The 19,960-nt window shown below is 39.6% G+C and carries 18 protein-coding genes; 2 read left to right on the forward strand and 16 right to left on the reverse strand.

Annotated elements, in window-relative coordinates:
- Nucleotides 1–352: 352 nt before the first annotated feature.
- Nucleotides 353–1,909, forward strand: a complete 1,557-nt coding sequence (locus RUH74_RS17630; RefSeq protein WP_313802338.1) for an ABC-F family ATP-binding cassette domain-containing protein — start codon at nucleotides 353–355, stop codon at nucleotides 1,907–1,909.
- Nucleotides 1,910–2,135: 226 nt separating this feature from the next.
- On the forward strand, nucleotides 2,136–2,987 hold the full coding sequence (locus RUH74_RS17635; RefSeq protein ID WP_313802340.1) for a DegV family protein: 852 nt from the start codon (nucleotides 2,136–2,138) through the stop codon (nucleotides 2,985–2,987).
- 153 nt (nucleotides 2,988–3,140) lie between these two features.
- On the opposite strand, the gene RUH74_RS17640 is transcribed toward RUH74_RS17635, so the two are convergent.
- From RUH74_RS17640 to paaX, 16 genes are all read right to left on the reverse strand, one after another.
- The gene (locus RUH74_RS17640; RefSeq protein WP_313802342.1) at nucleotides 3,141–4,292 is read right to left on the reverse strand and encodes a homogentisate 1,2-dioxygenase; all 1,152 of its coding nucleotides are present in this window, start codon (nucleotides 4,290–4,292) and stop codon (nucleotides 3,141–3,143) included.
- 9 nt (nucleotides 4,293–4,301) lie between these two features.
- Complete coding sequence (locus RUH74_RS17645; RefSeq protein WP_313802344.1) at nucleotides 4,302–5,225, reverse strand: fumarylacetoacetate hydrolase family protein; 924 nt, start codon at nucleotides 5,223–5,225, stop codon at nucleotides 4,302–4,304.
- A 4-nt stretch (nucleotides 5,226–5,229) separates the two neighbouring features.
- Entirely contained in the window at nucleotides 5,230–5,850 is a 621-nt protein-coding gene (locus RUH74_RS17650; protein WP_313802346.1) for a flavin reductase family protein, read from the reverse strand.
- Nucleotides 5,851–5,854: 4 nt separating this feature from the next.
- A complete protein-coding gene (gene hisC, locus RUH74_RS17655; RefSeq protein ID WP_313802348.1) occupies nucleotides 5,855–6,952 on the reverse strand; it encodes a histidinol-phosphate transaminase in 1,098 nt (365 codons plus the stop codon).
- Between the two features lie 98 nt (nucleotides 6,953–7,050).
- Nucleotides 7,051–8,166 carry a 4-hydroxyphenylpyruvate dioxygenase gene (gene hppD / locus RUH74_RS17660; RefSeq protein ID WP_396230090.1) on the reverse strand — a complete coding sequence of 372 codons (1,116 nt, stop codon included), beginning with the start codon at nucleotides 8,164–8,166 and terminating at the stop codon, nucleotides 7,051–7,053.
- Between the two features lie 141 nt (nucleotides 8,167–8,307).
- Nucleotides 8,308–9,720, reverse strand: coding sequence for a dihydrolipoyl dehydrogenase (gene lpdA, locus RUH74_RS17665; RefSeq protein ID WP_313802352.1), 1,413 nt, complete (start codon nucleotides 9,718–9,720; stop codon nucleotides 8,308–8,310).
- Nucleotides 9,721–10,932, reverse strand: coding sequence for a dihydrolipoamide acetyltransferase family protein (locus tag RUH74_RS17670; RefSeq protein ID WP_313802354.1), 1,212 nt, complete (start codon nucleotides 10,930–10,932; stop codon nucleotides 9,721–9,723). It lies immediately after the preceding gene.
- Between the two features lie 12 nt (nucleotides 10,933–10,944).
- Nucleotides 10,945–11,913 carry an alpha-ketoacid dehydrogenase subunit beta gene (locus RUH74_RS17675; RefSeq protein WP_396230094.1) on the reverse strand — a complete coding sequence of 323 codons (969 nt, stop codon included), beginning with the start codon at nucleotides 11,911–11,913 and terminating at the stop codon, nucleotides 10,945–10,947.
- Between the two features lie 23 nt (nucleotides 11,914–11,936).
- Complete coding sequence (gene pdhA, locus RUH74_RS17680) at nucleotides 11,937–13,007, reverse strand: pyruvate dehydrogenase (acetyl-transferring) E1 component subunit alpha (protein WP_313802358.1); 1,071 nt, start codon at nucleotides 13,005–13,007, stop codon at nucleotides 11,937–11,939.
- Nucleotides 13,008–13,085: 78 nt separating this feature from the next.
- Complete coding sequence (locus tag RUH74_RS17685; protein WP_313802360.1) at nucleotides 13,086–14,192, reverse strand: Leu/Phe/Val dehydrogenase; 1,107 nt, start codon at nucleotides 14,190–14,192, stop codon at nucleotides 13,086–13,088.
- A 79-nt stretch (nucleotides 14,193–14,271) separates the two neighbouring features.
- Nucleotides 14,272–14,658, reverse strand: coding sequence for a thioesterase family protein (locus tag RUH74_RS17690; RefSeq protein WP_313802362.1), 387 nt, complete (start codon nucleotides 14,656–14,658; stop codon nucleotides 14,272–14,274).
- 216 nt (nucleotides 14,659–14,874) lie between these two features.
- Nucleotides 14,875–15,669 (reverse strand): ABC transporter ATP-binding protein, encoded by a 795-nt coding sequence (locus RUH74_RS17695; protein WP_313802364.1) that lies wholly within the window; start codon nucleotides 15,667–15,669, stop codon nucleotides 14,875–14,877.
- Nucleotides 15,662–16,675, reverse strand: a complete 1,014-nt coding sequence (locus RUH74_RS17700) for an ABC transporter permease (RefSeq protein WP_313802366.1) — start codon at nucleotides 16,673–16,675, stop codon at nucleotides 15,662–15,664. Before RUH74_RS17700 ends, RUH74_RS17695 begins: the two co-directional genes overlap by 8 nt.
- A gap of 18 nt (nucleotides 16,676–16,693) precedes the next feature.
- Complete coding sequence (locus tag RUH74_RS17705) at nucleotides 16,694–17,719, reverse strand: ABC transporter substrate-binding protein (protein WP_313802368.1); 1,026 nt, start codon at nucleotides 17,717–17,719, stop codon at nucleotides 16,694–16,696.
- Between the two features lie 278 nt (nucleotides 17,720–17,997).
- Entirely contained in the window at nucleotides 17,998–18,948 is a 951-nt protein-coding gene (locus RUH74_RS17710) for an NAD(P)H-dependent flavin oxidoreductase (RefSeq protein ID WP_313802370.1), read from the reverse strand.
- Between the two features lie 93 nt (nucleotides 18,949–19,041).
- Nucleotides 19,042–19,917 (reverse strand): phenylacetic acid degradation operon negative regulatory protein PaaX, encoded by an 876-nt coding sequence (gene paaX, locus RUH74_RS17715; protein ID WP_313802372.1) that lies wholly within the window; start codon nucleotides 19,915–19,917, stop codon nucleotides 19,042–19,044.
- Between the last annotated feature and the right edge of the window lie 43 nt (nucleotides 19,918–19,960).

Below are 19,960 nucleotides of genomic sequence, written 5' to 3' on the forward strand. Positions count from 1 at the left end.
GAATTGTCGGGTTCATAAATTCTTTTTAGGGTCCAATATTTCTACTTTTTGGAAGAATCAGGTTCGTATATTCTTTTTAGTGACCAATATTTCCGTTTTTTGGAAGGATTAGGTTCATATACTCTTTTTAGAACCCAACATTTCCATTTTCCGGAATTATCCGGTTCATATATTCTTTTTCGAATGCTCCTTTTTTTCTTAATTAATTCTTCGACAAGCTGCCCCGCTATTTCACCCTCCACCTCTTTTTCCATCACTTTTTCCGCAGCCATGCAGCTGAAAGTCTAGTCGAATTTATAAAAATCTTGTATGATGTAAAAATGGATTACTTTTGAAAGTTGAGGATATAAAAATGAGTTTATTAAATGTGGAAAATTTGAGCCATACATTTGGTGATCGCACTTTATTTAAAGATGTTTCCTTCCGCCTTTTAGCAGAAGATCATGTAGGGCTTGTTGGTGCCAATGGAGTTGGAAAATCAACTTTAATGAATATAATTACCGGTCAGCTGATACATGATTCTGGACGTGTTGAATGGACTCCTAATGTGCATTATGGCTACTTGGATCAGCATACCGTATTAACACCTGGGAAAACAATGCGGGATGTGCTTAAGGATGCTTTTCTTCCTCTTTTTGAACAGGAAAAAGCACTTAATGAGGTTACATCCAAAATGGGTGATGCAACGCCAGAAGAGTTAGAGGAATTGCTCGACGAAATGGGAAAAATCCAAGATCGCTTGGATGCTGGCGGTTTTTATTCTCTTGATATAAAGATTGAAGAAGCTGCACGTGGGCTTGGTTTAGATGCCATTGGATTAGACCGCGATGTTTCCGCATTAAGCGGTGGACAGCGTACAAAAGTATTGCTTGCAAAGCTGCTCCTCGAACAGCCGCAAGTTCTATTACTTGATGAGCCGACAAACTATTTAGATGTCGAGCATATTCGCTGGCTTGCAAACTACTTAAAAGAATATCCCTATGCATTCATGCTTATTTCTCATGATACAGAATTTATGAATCAGGTTTCAAACACAATCTTTCATTTGGAATTTTCGAAGCTGACACGGTATACAGCAAGTTATGACAAGTTCCTCGAATTAGCAGAGATTAATAAAAATCAGCATATCAACGCATACGAAAAACAGCAGGAATTCATTAAAAAACAAGAAGATTTTATCGCCAAAAATAAGGCTCGCTACTCAACGACTGGACGGGCAAAAAGCCGTCAAAAGCAGCTTGATCGCATGGAAAGAATCGATCGTCCTGAAACTGCGATGAAGCCTACCTTTGAATTTAAAGAGTCACGCGGTAGCAGCCGATATGTGTTTGAAGGAACGGATTTTGAAATTGGTTATACTCACGCGTTACTGCCTAAGATGTCGATAACGATTGAACGTGGAGAAAAAATCGCCATTGTTGGCTGCAATGGGGTCGGCAAATCAACACTTCTCAAGACAATGCTCGGAAAAATCAATCCGATAAGCGGAAAGGTTGAACGTGGGGATTTCCTCTATCCTTCCTATTTTGAACAAGAGGTAAAAGCCGGAAATATCACACCAATTGAGGATGTCTGGAATGAGTTTCCATCTATGGATCAGCATCAAGTCCGTGCAGCTTTAGCAAAATGCGGTCTTAAAAATGAACATATCTCACGTCCACTAAACCAGTTAAGCGGTGGAGAACAAGCAAAAGTAAGACTATGTAAGCTTCTTATGAACGAAAGCAACTGGCTTCTTTTCGATGAGCCTACCAATCACCTTGATGTTGTTGCAAAGGAAGAATTGAAGCGTGCGTTAAAAGCATATAAAGGAACGGTTGTCTTAGTCTGCCACGAACCTGACTTTTATGAAGATTGGGTAACGAAGATTTGGAATGTCGAAGAATGGTCCCAGCAGCTATCTAAATAACCGTAAACAAAAGCCCTCTGCTTAGCAGGGGCTTTTATTTATATGCTGGCATTTGTGACCAATCTTTGAAATTTTAATAAAACTCGTGCAACCGATTACAATAGTGTATAATAAGAAAAGCCCGTAAATTGATAAAATTATTAATTATAACTATGAGAAAATAGTAATATATCTCTTCTTGGCTAACCTTTAAGCGGGTAAATATTTATAAAGGACTAACTAATTTATGACTGTAAAAAAGATTGCCTGGATTACTGACAGTACTGCCTATATTACAGATGATTTGAAAAAACATCCTGATGTGTATGTTATTCCATTATCCATTACATTCGGAGATGATACTTTTGAAGATGGAATCGATTTAAGTACAGATCAATTATATAAAAGAATTGTTTCAGCAAAAGAAATCCCAAAGACTTCCCAGCCTTCTGCAGGACGATTCGCTGAGCTGTTTGAACGATTAAAGAATAACTATGATTCTGCTATCGCCGTTCATATTTCTAGTAAGCTAAGCGGAACCATTAATAGCTGTCTTTCTGGAGCTGCGCTCGCAGATTTCCCAGTTGAAGCTGTCGATTCCAAGTCCATGTCTTATGCAATTACGACCTTAATAAATAAAGGGATGGATCTTTCAAAAAAGGGAATGTCCAGTAAAGAAATTGCAGACTTCCTCCAAAAGGATGCAACTAAATCAGAAAATTATTTTTTACTAGGAAGCCTTGATCAATTTTACAAGGGTGGAAGAATGTCAGGCACCGCCTATTTATTAGGCAGCCTTTTAAATATAAAGCCAATTATCAGAATTAACAATCACGGAGAATTCGAACTTTTCGAAAAGGTCCGTTCAGAGAAGAAAGCAGTCAAACGGATGCTTGAATTACTTGGTGATGCCTATAAAAAACACTCCATTTCACAAGTTCAAATACTACATGGGAACGTTCATGAAAAAGCGAAAGAGCTTGGAAATGAAATCAAAGCTCTATTCCCTAAACTCGATATTTTTATCGGTGAAATAAGCTCCACCATTGCTGCTCATTCTGGTGAGGGCACGCTTGCTACATTGTGGCATAACGAATAAAAAGCGAAAAGCGCCTTTGTACTGGCTTATTGTAGGAGGGAGAGAAGTCCAATAGGCGCTGGAGCTAAATAGTTCTCATTATTTATCTCTTTGAAAACAACATTGCCTGTGGATACACATTCTAAATGCTATCCTACAGGCTTTTTTTGTTAATTAAACCCATGTAAACATATACTTCTCATCCTCAATCGCTTTTGCCTGCTTAACAACCTTTAACGGTCTGAATGTGTCAATCATGACCGCAAGCTCCAGTGTTTCTTTCTTTCCGATGCTCGCTTCCGTTGTTCCAGGATGCGGTCCATGGGGGATTCCGCTTGGGTGCAGGGTAATAGATTCGATATTTACTCCTTTTCTGCTCATAAAGTTCCCTTCAACATAGTAAAGAAGTTCATCACTGTTCACGTTGCTATGTGTGTATGGTGCTGGGATTGCATCAGGATGGTAATCAAACAATCTTGGCACAAATGAACAAACAACAAAATTATGCCCTTCAAATGTTTGATGAACCGGTGGCGGCTGGTGAACTCTTCCTGTTATTGGTTCAAAATCCTCAATATTAAAAACCCATGGATATAAATATCCGTCCCACCCTTCTACATCAAGAGGATGATGATTGAGTATGTGGGAGTGAAGATATCCTCTCGTTTTTGTGATGACTTCAAATTCACCTTTTTCGTCAAATGTTTCCAGTATTTCCGGACCACGAATATCCCTTTCACAGAATGGGCTATGCTCGAGCAATTGCCCATACTCATTCCGATACCTCCTTGGTGTTGTTATTTGACTAAATGATTCAATAAATAATGCTTTCGTCTTTTCACTATTATTTGGAATGAAACGATAGATCGTTCCAATTGGGATTATTATATAATCTCCTGGCCGATAAGTGATCGTTCCAAATATGGTTTCTATTTTTCCGCTGCCATAATGAATAAAGATCATTTCATCTCCGTCACCGTTACGATAATAGCTATTCATTGGCTCGGTTATATTTCCTGTCCCTATTAGCAAATCTTCATTTCCTAATAGATACTGTCTCGCATTAAGCGCATCACCATTCTTCGTAATATTATTTGTCATCAAATGCCTGTGCATAAGTGGACCTGGCTCTTCATATTCCGGTACATACTTTCCTATTAATGATGTTTTTACTACTTCCGTTGGCATATGGTGATGGTAAAGAATCGATTGTGTTCCCGAGAATCCTTTCGTTCCCATCACCTGTTCTCTGAATAGGCTTCCGTCATTTTTTCTAAACGTCGTATGACGTTTATGCGGAATTCTTCCCATTTGGCGATAAAACATCTCTCCACCTCACTCACTAATGATTTTATTAGTCAATTTTCCTAAAGAAGTAATTTCTAATTCAACTTCATCTCCCGGCACTAACCAGGGATGGACATCCGTTCCAAGCTCTAAAATACAGCCGCTCCCTACTGTTCCAGATCCAATCATTTCACCTGGATACAAGGTAACCCCTTTTGAAGCCCGCTCGATCATTTCTCCAAAGGAATAGTAGATATCCTTCATATTTCCTTCTGATAACAAGACACCGTTAACCGTTGCTCTCATGGTTAAATCATAGCCATTATCAACCCGATATTCTTCTAATTCATCCTTCGTTACTATATACGGTCCTATAGAGGTTGCAAAATCCTTCCCTTTTGCTGGTCCGAGGCCCACCTTCATTTCCTTCCTTTGGAAATCTCTTGCACTCCAGTCATTTAGGATGCAATAGCCAAAAATATGTTCATCCGCATGCTCTGCTTTTATATCCCTTCCCTCTTTTCCGATTACACATGCCATTTCCAATTCATAATCAAGCCATTCACAATTATTTGGGCGAGTGATCCGTTCGCTTGGACCTTTAATTGCTAAGTGATTAGAGAAATAAAATACGGGAATATCATACCATTCAGGGATCATATCGAGTCCACGGTTGATTCTTGCAGTTTTCACATGTTCCTCAAAAGCATAAAAGTCCCGAAAACTTTTCGGATTTGGCAACGGAGCTTTTAAATCAATCTCTTTTAGTAAGTAAACACCTTTATCCGGAGACCATGTCTTCTGTTCACTTGATATATACTTCATGAAAAAAGAATGGTTTTCTAGAAAAGAAAGCATATCTTTCGGCAATACACCGTTTGAGGCTTCATGCATATCAACGACAAAGCGATCATTTTCGATCCAACCAGCTCTTATCGATCCATCCTTCTTTTGAAAGGTTACAAATTTCATAGCCTCACCTCGGATTTGTTTTTCGGACTAATTCAAAAACCTCACCCAATGGCTTTGTATACATTTGTCCAGCCATACGTCCGACCGGCTTTAGTTTTTTGGTATTTATTCTGCCATGTTCATATAGCTCTTCTGCAACATGGACATGCTCTACTTTTCCAATAACAAGACTACCTGCACCTGCATTTTCCCCAAAGTGATGTACTTGATAGAGGGAACATTCCAGATGCACTTTTGATTCTTTCACCCGGGGCGGACTTACCATCTGACTGTTTTCCTTCTGCAAACCAGAGATATCAAGTTCATCCAATTCAGCAGGGTATTCTGTCGCACAAATATTCATCTTTTCAATCCACTCTTCGCTGACAATGTTTACTACAAATTCCTTTGTTAATTCAATATTGGCAAGCGTGTCTTTTTTCTTTCCATCTGTTCCTCTTCTCATGGGTGAAAAGCAAATGAGCATCGGGTCTGCGCAAATCGCGGTAAAAAAACTAAAGGGCGCAGCATTTACTACTCCGCTAGCATCGATCGTTGTCACGAATGCAATAGGTCGAGGTAAAATTGATCCTACTAATAATTTGTACGCATCTTTCCACTCCAGATTCCCTGGTTTGATTTCCAAAAATTCACACCGCCTTCTCTCTACCTATTTCTTCTTTAAGCGTTTCTATGAAAAACTTATTATCTTCTCTTGTTCCGAGTGTAATCCGAAAAGCATCAGCGTATCCTGTTAGATTCATTTTCCGGACAACTATGCCGTTTGTGATTAACTTGGCGGAAACAGGCTGCTGTGTGTAGACATAAACAAAATTCGTTTCAGAAGGAAAATATCCAAGCCCTAACTCTTGTAATTGCTCACAAACAAGCGTTCTTTCCATCTCATTTTTCTCCGCACATCCTTTGATGAATTCCTGATCCTCAAGAGCTATTTCAGCAGCCACTTGTGCTAGCTGATTTACATTAAAAACCTCCTTCACCTTGTACAGTTCCTTTGCAATCGACGGGTGCATAATCCCGTAGCCGATACGAAGGCTGGCTAAACCGTAAATTTTTGAGAAAGTTCTTAGTATTACTAGATTTGAGTAATTACTAAGGAGCGGAATAGATTCAAGATAATCATTCGAGCTTACATATTCGTAGTAAGCTTCATCTAATATAATCAGAATATGCGGCGGAATGTTTTTTATAAATCGTAAAAGTTCCTCTTTTCCAACGATAGTTCCTGTCGGATTATTTGGATTACAGATAAAGATCATCTTTGTTTTCTCAGTAATCATGTCATACATATTGGCTAAATCATGAGTCCCATTTACCATTGGGACGGTGCTGACAGTACCACCTTCAATAACGACATTCGTCTCATAACGGGGAAATGTCATTGAAGCCATGATCGCTTCATCACCTGGATTTATATATGCTCTTGCTAGAAGGCGAATGATCTCTTCTGACCCATTCCCGATCAGAAATTGTTCTTGCTCCAGCTGGTAAAATGAAGACAGTTTTTTAATTAGCCTTCCTGTCGTTCCATCAGGATATAAAGATAGCTGGTTCAAATTTTGGGCGATCGCTCCCTTGACTCGATTTGAGCAGCCATACACATTTTCATTGTCAGACATTTTCCTTACTGTCCGAAGATGAAATTTTTCTTTTATTTCTTCTGGTGAGTCGCCTAGCGGATAGGAGACAATTCCTTCTACTGCACGTCTCGTTTGTATGTTTGCCATGTAAAACACCTCAATTTATTGAACAAAGTACAGATTTTTTTGCAAAGCTGGCCACATTCTTGCAAAACTCCCTTTTTAATAAAGGGAGTCTACTATTTTTATAAATTTCCTCTTCTTTCTTGCTCACGTTCAATAGACTCAAATAAAGCTTTGAAGTTTCCTTCTCCGAAGCCTCTTGCTCCTTTACGCTGAATGATTTCAATAAATAATGTTGGACGGTCGACTATTGGCTTCGTGAAGATTTGCAGCAAATAGCCTTCATCATCACGATCTACTAAAATACTTAACTCTTTGATTTTATCTATTTCCTCGTCTATTTTTCCAACTCGCTCTGCTAATGCATCATAATACGTAGATGGAGTGTTCAAAAATTCAACGCCATTTTTTCGAAGGATGCTAACCGTTTTTACAATATCCTCTGTTAGAATAGCTAGATGCTGAACTCCAGGGCCATTATAATATTCTAGATATTCCTCGATTTGAGATTTCCGCTTTCCTTCAGCAGGTTCATTAATCGGGAACTTTATTCTACCGCCATTATGCATGACCTTAGACATGAGTGCAGAGTATTCAGTCGTAATGTCCTTGTCCGTGAAGTGTTTCATTTCCTTAAAACCCATTACATTAGCGTAATAATTAACCCATTCTTCCATTCTTTCTACATTGCCGACAACATGATCAATGCCGATAAAACCTGCATCTTCAAACGGCACATTCATTTCTAATGGTTCATAGCCGGGCATGAAAACACCTTGATAATTATTTCTCTCAACTAATGTATGAATCGTGTCACCATATGTACCGATGACCGCTTTTTTAACCGTTCCATGCTCATCCTTTAATTCAAATGGCGGCTGGATTTCAATGGCACCTCTTGAAACTGCTTCTTGATAAGCTTTTTCTACATTATCAACTGTTAACGCAATATCCTTTACTCCGTCGCCATGCTTCTTTACAAACGATGCTACTCGACTGCTTTCATTTAATGTACCGGTAATGACTAGGCGGATTTTCCTTTGTTGGAGGACATAAGAAACGGTCTCTCTATTCCCTGTTTCCAGACCTGAATAAGCAACAGGCTTAAAGCCAAAGGCAGAGCAATAGAAATGACAAGACTGCCTAGCATTCCCAGAATAAATTTCTAAGTAATCCACCTCTTTTACAGGAAAGAATTCCTCTACCTTTTGTTGTTTAGTAACTACTTTTTCTTGCATTTTCATTCCTCCTATTTTTAAAATTAGTAATATTCTGAACTATTATAATCATATATGAACTTTGGAAACGTTCTCAAGAGTTTCAGTTAAAGCTATGATGCTTATCTGCGTTAAAGTGAAATTATCGTTATATTAAACTTTCTATCTTTTACCATCTTTTACAGGTGGAAAATGAATGGCCTGTTTTTTTATCGCTTCAACAGCTTCTAGCATCCCCTCGTTAATACTCGGATGGGGGTATGCAGGAAACAGCCAGTCTTCCTCACGTGCAGCCACTTCCAAAGAAAATACTCCGCTTGTAATTAGCTCTACCGCTCCATATCCCATCATATGCATACCAAGAAAAAGCTGACTCTCTTTGTCCGTTATTACTTTAATGAACCCATCTCTTTCTCCAGTAAGTGCAGCAAACCCGCTCGATGATAGTGGAAATTGACCAACACTGATCTGATATCCTTGCTCGCACGCCTCCTGTTCCGTTAGTCCCACGCTCCCAATTGGTGGTAATGTATGAGCAACTGTAGGTAAAAAGCTAAAGTCTACCTCAGAGGAGATACCTGCAATGGCTTCTGCTGCTGCTTTGCCTTGCCGAATTGCTTTTGCAGCTAATACTGGACCCTCTGTCACATCACCAATTGCAAATATTGTTGAGATAGATGTCTGACATTGTTTATTTATTTCAATGAACCCGCTATCTGTCATTTGAATGCCAATCCGGTTAATACCTAAGTTTTCAGTGTTTGGCTTTTGTCCTGAGGAAACGAATAAATGCGAGCAAGTGAGTTCTTCCTTTTCTAGATTGATAGTGACGCTATTCTCGTCAGCAAACACTGCAGAAATTACAGCATTTTTGATTATTTTAATTCCGTTCTTCTTGAACACTCTCTTTAGCTCACGATTGATTGCATAGTCAAAGGAAAAGTCATTCTTCTCAATTATCAGCGTAACGCGAGAGCCAAAAATCTTAAATGCCATCGCCATCTCAAGAGCGATATAATCACTTCCGTAAATAACAAGCTCTTCAGGTATCGTTTCTATTGTTGTAATTGACCATATATTTAATATCCGTTTATGATCAATTTCTACTCCTGCAGGTACAGTAGGAGAACTGCCTGTTGCAATAATTGCATGCTTAAATCGATACACTTCATAATGATCATCGGTCGCTACTCCAATTCTGTCTTCGGAAAGAAAGAAGGCCGCACCGCTTATCAGCTCTACTTTATTTGCTTTACACAAGGAGGCAATGCCTTCACGAAGCTGATGAATCGTTTTTTCCTTATGTGCCTGAAGTTTATTCAGGTTAAATTGGATGGATTCACTTTCGATACCATACTGGTCAGCCTTTCTATGAGAGGCTAACCTAGTCGCCCCCATAGTAAAAACTTTCGAAGGAATGCAGCCTTTATTTAAACAAACACCGCCAAGTCTTTCTCTTTCAATGAGCGTGACTGATTGTCCGAGCTGTGCAGATCGTATCGCAGCATGATAGCCGCCTGGACCGCCTCCAATAATGATGAGATCTCGTTCATGAGCAAGTTCGCCGACAACCATTTATATCATCTCCAGCAAAAGCATTTTTGGCTCTTGAATAAGTGCAGCGAAGCGGTTTGTAAACCGGACTGCCGTTGCTCCGTCAGCCACTCTATGATCAAAAGACATCGAAAGATTCATGATCGATCGTATGACAATTTGATCATCCTCTGTAACAACGGGCATTTTTTTCGTTTTATGAAAGGAAACTAAAGCAACCTCTGGATGCTGTATAATCGGAGTTGCACCGAAGCTTCCACCTAGTGGGCCGACATTGCTGATTGTAAAAGTCCCGCCTGAAATATCCTTTATTGCTAATTTATTTTCCAAAGCCTTCTCGGTTAGCTGTTTCACTTCTGCATGAATGCTTTGGATGGATTTTTTTTCCACATTCTGTATTACAGGAACCATTAATCCGTCCTCCGCATCTATTGCAATACCAATGTGATGCTCATGCAGAACCCTGATCACTTCATTTTCCTCTTCAAGAATAGCATTAAATATTGGGTATTCCTTTAAACAAATGGATAGTGCTTTTATAAAAAAAGCAGTGATTGAAATGTTTTGATTACGTTTCTTTAGCTCGCTGCAAAATTGTAGTAGGCTGGTCACATCTACCTCTTCAAAATGAGTGCAATGTGGGATCGTATACACGGAATTGACCATTTTTTTTGCAATTTGCTTTCGTCTGCCCCTAAATGGGATGGTCTCATTTTTAGAGGTATTAGTTGGGGCAACTGTTGAATTTATAGTCGGAGCAACCGCTGTTTCCTGCAGGGCAGAAATAAGCTGATAAATATCTTCGTCAGTAATTCGTCCACTGGGACCTGATCCTACTACCTTTTCAATATTTATGCCATTTTCACGAGCAATTTTTCTCGTAAAAGGTGAAGCTAACACACGTTTGGATGATGACTTTTTTTCAGCAAAAGCAAACGGATCTCTTTCTCCTTTAGTGGAGTGACTCGTCTGTTTTTGATTATTCCTGTTCATTTCCTCATCCATTTCATTCAATAGTAAAAGTGTCGTTCCAATAGGTACCGTTTGACCTGGTTCCACTTTAAATTCTCGAATAATCCCCGCTCTTGGGGAAGGGATTTCAGCGGTCATTTTATCTGTTTGTACTTCAAGAAGCGGATCATCAGCTTGAACGATATCTCCAGGCTTCACTAGAAAACAATTAATCTCTGCCTCTGTCATCCCTTCACCAATGTCATGTAGCTTTACTTCCATTTCTTCCCTCCTCTAAAACATCATTACTTTTCTAATCGCATGCTTAATTCTTTTTTCATTCGGCAAATAATGATCTTCAAAGCCAAAATAAGGAACCGGAGCATCAAAACCTGTCACCCGTTCTGTCGGGGCTTTCTGGTAAAAAAAGGAGGTATCATTAATAATGGCTAGCACATCATTCCCAATTCCACCCGTCGCATGTGCTTCATGTACGATGACAGTACGGCCGGTTTTTTTAACAGATTCAGCGATGATATCTCTGTCTATTGGAAAGAGTGTCCGCAAATCTATGACTTCACATTTGACTCCCTCCGCCTTCATCTCTTCCGCTGCCCTTAATGTAATTGGCATCATGGCCCCCCAAGATATAACTGTGACATCATCACCTTCTAACAGTTTTTTTCCTTTGCCAATTTCAACGGTGTATTTTCCTTCTGGCACTTCCTCTCTACCTGATCGATAAGAGCGCATCGGTTCTAAATATAAAACAGGATCTGGATCTTCGATCGCTGCTATCAGCAGTCCCTTTGCATCGTAAGGACTTGAGGGGCAAACCACTTTGATGCCAGGCATATGTGTGAAGATGGCTTCGGTGCTGTCACAATGAATTTCAGGTGCCCTCACTCCTGCACCGTATGGAGCTCGAATGACGATCGGAACGGTGTAATGTCCCATTGTACGCATTCTTAATCGTGTAGCATGTGTCATGATCTGTTCATAGGCAGGATAAATAAAACCTAAAAATTGAATTTCAATAACTGGCAGGAAACCATTAACCGCCATGCCAATTCCTGCTCCGACAAAACCAGCCTCACTTAAGGGCGTATCCATCACCCGTTCCTCTCCATATTTTTCCTGAAGCCCGTCAGTTGCTCGAAAAACACCGCCATTTTTACCGATATCTTCCCCCATCAATATAACTTCTCTTCGTTCGGCAAGCACGGTGTCAAGTCCATCGTTAATAGCTTGTATCAGCGTCATCGTCTTCGTTCTAACTGCTGTACTCAAGTGCTTACACCCCCAATCAATCTGAGATAATCCTCTTTTTGCTCATGTATTTGCCAAGTCGGCTCAGCAAAAACATGATCAAATATATTTGCTGGATCAGCAGGAGGAAAGGCCTCCATTTCAATGATTGCTTCTTCTATTTCCTTTGCAGCATCTGCCTCAATATGACGAACCCATGCTTCATTATAAAGCCCTTCATTTTTCAGCCATCTTTCTAGTCGCAAGATTGGATCTGTTTCCATTCTCCGGATCTTACTCGCCTCTTGATCCCGATATTTTGCTGGATCATCTGCTGTCGTATGCGCCCCGTATCGCCATGTCACTGCTTCAATCAATGTCGGTCCCTCACCGCGTCTTGCACGATCCAAAGCTTTTAATGTTTCAAAATAAACGATAAATACATCGTTTCCATCGATTCTAATTCCTGGGATATCATAGGCTATTGCTTTTTGAGCAATCGTCTTTGAGTTCATCTGCTTTTCAATTGGAACTGAAATGGCATATTGATTATTTTGATTGAAAAAGACAACTGGTGCTTTACATACACTGGCAAAATTTAGTCCCTCATGAAAATCTCCCTCGGATGTTGCCCCATCTCCAAAGTAAGCAATTGCGGCATTTTTTGTACCTTTCATCTTTTCCGCTAATGCAGCCCCAGCTGCATGAGGAATTTGCGTCGCAATCGGAATACCAGGAGGAAAGATTTTTTTTCCAGCCGGTGGGATACACCCCTCATTTCTGCCGTTCCAAAAAAGAAGAATATTTCGCAGCGAATGGCCAAATACAAAAGCAGCTCCATGTTCTCGGTATGTTGGAAACATCCAATCGGATGATTGCAATGCAAGAGCACTCCCTACTTGAGATGCCTCTTGGCCTTCAAATGGTGCGTATGTGCCAATCCTCCCCTGCCGCTGTAAACTAATTGCCTTTCGGTCAAACATTCGGATTCTTACAAGCTGCTGGTAAAAGCTTTTTGCCAGTTCTGCAGTAACTTTTTCTCTATATTCAGGTGAAACAATTATTCCGTTTGGATCCATGATTTGCTGGACCGGAAACTGATTATCCATTTTCTCACCCTTCTCTTTTATCATTTTCTGCGATTAACAGTTTACTATTGTTGTAATATTGTTTTTTATTAGAAAAAATTATGTTCTTACTGCCCATTTCGGTCGCTTCATATGAGAAAAGAAGCTATTTCTTCTTGATCGGGCATCTATTCGATTTTCACAGAATTGATTAGCTGCTTCGATTGTTGTTATTCCCTTGCTTTCCGCATACTCATAAATATTTAGGAGAGAATTATAGATGGCTTTTGTTTTCTGGAGAACTCTTTCCTTGTTAGGGGTATAAAGCTCATCAGCTACCTGTATCAGACCTCCGGCATTTACAATATAATCAGGTGCAAATAATATCCCTTTTTCTTTCAGTGATTGCCCATGGTGGAGCTCCAAAAGCTGGTTGTTTGCCGAGCCAACTACTGCCTTCACCCTCAATTGTTCAATCGTTTCACTATTTATAATTCCTCCCATAGCACACGGAATAAAAATATCCGCATTCGCTTGGTAAATTTCGTCTTTAATGACTACTTTTACACCAGCACCTAATGTTTTCGCTTTTGTCAGCAGCTTATCAATTGCCTGCTGATTAATATCTGTGACATAAAGATCTGCCCCCTCTTCTATCAGCCTCTCTGCTACTTTTAATCCAACCTTGCCAAGGCCTTGGATAGAATAGCTTTTCCCAGTTAAATCATCTGAACCTGTCAGCGCTTTATTTGTTGCCTGCAATCCATAAATAACACCCTGAGCAGTTGGAACCGATGAATCTCCGCTTCCTCCATACACTTCGTCCACACCAACAATGCAGTTTGTTTCCCTTAATGCATGGACAAAATCTTCTGGGGAAGTGCCCATATCTGTACCTGTGTAAAACCGGCCATTCAAGGATTCCACAAATTGCCCAAAAGCCCGAAATAGTTCAGGTGTTTTATCCTTCTTTGGGTCTCCAATGATAACTGCCTTTCCCCCGCCAAAATCAACATCAGCCGCCGCACATTTATAGGTCATTCCTTTTGATAGGCGAAGAACATCCTCTAGTGCTTCATCCTCGCTTTCATAAGGAAGCATTCTGCAGCCTCCAAGAGCTGGGCCAAGTCTTGTACTATGAATAGCTATAATTGCTTTTAATCCAGTTGATTCATCATTACAAAAAACAACTTGTTCATGCCCTCTAATTTTTGAAAACATATTCATATCATTTGCGCCTCCCAAGTTTTTGATAACGCTTACATAATGTAACAATAAAGATGTTGCCAGCTAATCAGCATCCTTCTTATTTAGCAAGTAAACTGGCAATCTTGCTTTTTGAAAGGATGACTTGCTTCACTTCTCCCATCCCTATCAGTCTTTCTCCATGTTTTACAGAAACCTTTGTCATCACAGTATTTTCCTCTAAAGCAGAAACCGTTGCAGTAATGATTAATTGTGATCCTTCAATTGATGGAGCAAGATGCTTTACAGATACAGCTCCGCCCATTCCTTCCTCATGCTCCTCTAAAAAGGGGAGAATAATTTTTCTTGACGCCCACTCCATATGATAGACCATTGCTACAGTTGAGTATACGGGGTGAACTATTTCCCCTTCAAACTGCGCGAACATATCTGGCGTAACCATTACTTCCACAATTGCTGTATCTCCAATCCTCAGGTGTTGCTTCATGTTCATTCCCCCCAAGTCAAAATCATCCCGCATGATTTTAATAGCCATTAAAGGAGTATCACTATATATGTATGACGTATTATTAACGATATAATATCATTTCGTTTAATAAATAGTCAATAAATTGTAAAAACTTTAAAAATTCATTTTATTTATGCAAACTCCATAATAAAAAGGATTAACTAGCTTAAAGTGCCTAATTAATCCCTTTGAATTTTAAGATAGGAGTGCGCGATCATTTGCCATTTTTGCGCCTCTAATTCTTTGAAACTCGAATAATAGCTGTTCGATCGTCAAGTATCCTTTTTGATATTCATCTACCTCAAGGATGATTTGTCCCTTATCCATCATAATTAATCGATTGCCAAGATCTAATGCCTGCTGCATATTATGCGTAACCATCAAAGTAGTTAAATTGAATTTTTTAACTATTTCCTTTGTTAAATTCGTGATTAGCTCTGCACGTGCTGGATCAAGGGCAGCTGTATGCTCATCCAATAAGAGAATAGATGGCTCAGTAAAGGTTGCCATTAGTAATGAAAGAGCCTGCCTCTCCCCTCCTGATAATAAACCAACCTTTGCAGTCAAACGATTTTCCAAGCCTAGATGAAGGCTTGAGAGTACCTCTTGAAAATACTCCTTTCTCTTCTTCGTCACCCCTTTTCTTAAACTGCGCGACTTATTTCTTGAATAAGCCATTGCTAAATTCTCTTCAATAGTCATGCTAGGGGCCGTACCTGCCATTGGGTCTTGAAACACACGGCCAATAAGTTTAGCCCGTTTGTATTCAGATATAGAGGTTACATTCTGCCCATCAATTGAAACAGTACCGACATCCGGGGTCATGACGCCGGAGATCATATTCATTAATGTCGACTTTCCAGCACCATTACTCCCTATGACTGTAACAAAATCACCTGCATTTAACGTTAAATTGATCCGGTCCAGGGCAATTTTCTCATCTGGTGTCCCCTCATTAAATACTTTATGGATCTGCTTTAATTCAAGCATCTGCCTCCCCCTTTCTTTCTGAAGGGATTTGGCTTAGCACCATATGTTCTGCCTTTCTTTTTGCTTTTCGTTTTTTCTCTTTTGAAGCATCAATGAACTTTGGCATAATAAGCGCCAGAATAACAATCGTAGCAGTAATAAGCTTCATATCGCCAGGTTCAAGAAAGTCTACTCTAAGGGCTAAAGTAACAACAATCCGGTAAATGATTGCTCCTCCTATTACTGCTAACGTTGTTCTTGCAATCGTTTTTGTACCGAAAAGCGCTTCTCCGATAATTACTGAAGCCAAACCAATAATGATCATCCCAATTCCCATTCCTACATCAGCAAATCCTCCCTGCTGAGCAATGAGAGAGCCTGAAAATGCAACCATTGCATTTGAGAGACCGAGACCGAGAATAACCGTTAAATTTGTGTTAGCTGATAGACTGCGAATCATTCTTTTATTGTCACCTGTTGCCCTTATTGCAAGCCCAATCTCGGTTTGCAAAAACTTATCTGTTAGAAACTTAATAGCAAACGTGACTAGAATCATAAAAATTAAAATTCCCCATGTCCTTGGCAAACTATCACCGAGACCAATAGCGGAAAATATTCCGTTAAAGAAAGAATCCATCCCGATTTTATTTGATACATCACTCATGCTCGTCATTGCTGTATCTGTATTCAATAAAGGAACATTCGATTTTCCCATTATCCGGAGATTAATAGAATACAAGGCAATCATCATTAAAATACCTGAAAGAAGTGCATTTATTTTTCCGAACGTGTGAAGGACTCCAGTTATACAGCCAGCTATGAAGCCAGCAAATAACGCGACCAATGTTGCAATAAATGGATTAACACCACTGACAATCATCGTCGCAGAAACAGCGGCTCCAGTAACAAAACTGCCATCGACCGTTAAATCTGGAAAATCAAGCACACGAAAGGATAAATACACACCAAGAGCCATAATTGCATAAATAATGCCAGATTCAAATGCACCAAATACAGCAGTTGGCATTATGTCTCACACCCTTTATTATTCGCTTTCATAGAATTCAGCAATTTTTTCCCACTCCTGCTTTACTTCAAGCCCCTGTGCTTCAGCAGCTTTCTTATTTATCATCAATGTTAGACTGCTTGGCAGCTCAACAGGAATTTCTGAAGGTTTCTTTTTTCCTTTTAAAATGTCAGCAGCCATTTTTCCCGTCTGATAACCTAAATCAAAATAATCAAACCCGCTTGCAGCAATAGCTCCACGTGCCATAGAATCAAGTTCACCAACAAACAAAGGAATCTTCTCATTATTTGCAACAGCAATAACAGATTCTAGTGCAGATACAACAGTATTATCTGTCGGAACGTAAATAGCATCGACACGCCCAACTAGTGACTCCGCCCCTTGTTTTACTTCTGCTGACGTTGAAATAGATGCTTCTTCCACTTTTGCACCGAATTTAGCTGCCAGTTCCTTTACTTGAGCAACCTGAACTTCAGAATTTTGCTCACCAGCATTATAAATAACCCCAATTGTCTTAGCTCCTGCTTCCTCAACAATAAATTTAATCGTTTTCTCCGTTCCATCCGGATGGTTATCTGTCGTGCCTGTAATGTTATCTCCAGGCTTATCAAGTGCCTCCACAAGTCCTGCCCCAATTGGATCGGTAACAGACGTAAATACGATAGGAATATCCTTCGTAGCATTTAAAGCACTGACAGCACTTGGAGTCGCATTTGCAAAAATAAGGTCTACCTTATCTCCAGCAAAGTTATTGGCAATTGTTTGAGTGTTATTCATATCTGCTTGAGCATTTTGGAAGTCATATTCGACATTTTCTCCCTCTTTAAATCCAGACTCTTCCATCGCCTTTTTAAACCCTTCTGTTGCTGCATCTAAAGAAGGATGTTCAACAAATTGAGTAATTCCTACTTTAAATGTTTTAGTTTCTTCTTGTTTTGCTGCCGGTTTTTTCTCCGGCTCGTTTGCAGCTTCTTTCCCACAGCCGCTTAATACAAGCAACCCTGCTGCTAGTATTAAAGAGAATGCCTTTAAAGATTTTTTCACTCTTAGTAACCCCCTTATATTTTTTAAAATAAAACACTACCAAATGTTGATAGTGTGAATTCCTTATGTAGATGGGCACATGTTGAATGAGGTAATATACATCGAATTTATATGATAAATACTATGGATAACGTATTTATAACGTTATATTAACACCTACAAGAAGTAAAGGTCAATAATATTCTAAAAATTTTATATTTTTAGATTACTATAGGTTAATATATGATAGCAAGAAGAAAAGCATACAGAAAACTAATCTGTATGCTTTCAATTGATATTTATTTAAATAGTAAATAGGCCTTTTCAAGCTGCCCCTTAGCATCAATGATTATTTTGTCAATCAGCTCCTGGACAGTAGGAATATCTATAATTAATCCGGCAATTTGCCCACCGTTCATAAAACCTTCTTCTTCCTTCCCTTCCAGTGCACCCGTTCGGTGGAATTCTTCAGAGGTTAATCTATTAAAATCATCTAAAGAAATACCTTTTTCCTCATATTTCAATAGTTTTCTGGCATAATCAGTGGCTAAAACACGCCGGATTTTCCCGACAGTCCTCCCTACTATTACCGTACCATGATCAGAAGCATCAATGATTCTTTGTTTATATTTTTCGTGAAAAGGAGCTTCCTTCGTAGCAATGAATCTCGTTCCCATCTGGACTCCGCTTGCACCTAGTGCGAGCATTGAGGCAAGCCCTTTTCCATCTCCAATTCCGCCCGCTGCAACGACGGGAATGTTAACCGCGTTAATAATCTGCGGAATTAATACAAGTGTCGTCGTTTCAAGTGCAGAATTGATACCAGCAGCCTCATATCCTTCAGCAACGATCACATCGGAGCCAGCAGCTTCCGCTTTCTTTGCTTGTTTAACAGAAGCACAAACCGTTATTACTTTTGCACCTTGATCGTGCAGCTTTGGAATAAATGGGGCGGGGTTTCCAGCAGAAAGAGAGACAATGGGTATATTATATTTTTTTATGAGGGAAAGAATATCACGAACATACGGTGAAACTGTAAGAGCTACATTAAGTGCAAACGGCTTGTCAGTCCTTCTCAATGTTTCCTTAACAATCTCTTCCACTTCATCTGGTGTCATCGTTCCAGAACCAATTGTCCCCAGACCTCCAGCTTCCGATACTGCTGCAGTTAAAATTGCATTGCTAATATTCCCCATTCCGCCTTGAATGATGGGATACCTAATTTTTAATAAGTTTGTTAAAGCATTCACCCCAATGCCCCCCCTAAAATTTGTCCTCTCCAGACACACACTCTATGCCATTTTGTCCACAAGCGGTGCCAGGCACCGCTTGTGGGCACCGCTTTAGTCTACGATGAAGGGGTGTGTTAGGACATTGTATTCTTGATCTTTATTCTTCAGTTCATTTCCTTCTTGAAAAACACTTTCGAAAAAACGAGAGGCTGGTTCAGCCAATTCTTTGTAATAATCGCTGAATAAAGCCGCTGCATGGCTGCCTAACCATTTCTCCGGAAGCAGCTCTTCTGGAAGACCTGGATCAACGAAGAGGAATTTCCGGTATTCATGAACAAGCTTTGTTCGTTCAACAAAGCATTCTGCATCCGTTTTATTGCCTTTTTGGATTTTATTTTTATCAATGATGTATTTTTGGCTGTATTCAGAAATGAATTCTTGATATTTCGCATTAATTTCTTCCAAATTCCAGCTTTTTTCTACCAAACGTTTGTTATCATGCGGTCCGGCATATTTAGAAATAAAAAAGTCTACATAGTCATCAATTTCATATTTCTCAATCAGATCAAAAACTTGTTTTTCTAAGTCATTCGCAGAAATCCAGCAGCTGTTTGAGAGTGTACCAAACCCGCTCCAAACAAGCTCCTTTCTTAGTTCATCCCTGACATTCCTAATTTCCTCGGGAATGTTATACATAAATATTCTCCACTTTCCATCCCATTTTTCAGGCATTAATTTAAAAATCCGTTTCCCCGCCTCATCAATTCTTCTTTGGCCGCGATCAGTCAAAGAATAATAACTTTTATTGCCAATTTTCTCAGACTGAACCCATCCCTGCTTATTCATTCTCGAAATAGCCGCTCTGACTGATTGATCATTATGGCCAAATTCGCTTAATAACCTAATTAAGCTGCCTATCCAAATTTTGCTCCCATAATGAGAAATATAATCTCCATATAATGTAAAAATCATTGACCTTGTATTCAACCTGCACACATCCTCATTTCATTTCCAAACTTGTTCGGAAAAA

This window comes from Cytobacillus sp., from assembly GCF_032154635.1.
In the GTDB taxonomy this organism is placed as follows: domain Bacteria; phylum Bacillota; class Bacilli; order Bacillales; family Cytobacillaceae; genus Cytobacillus.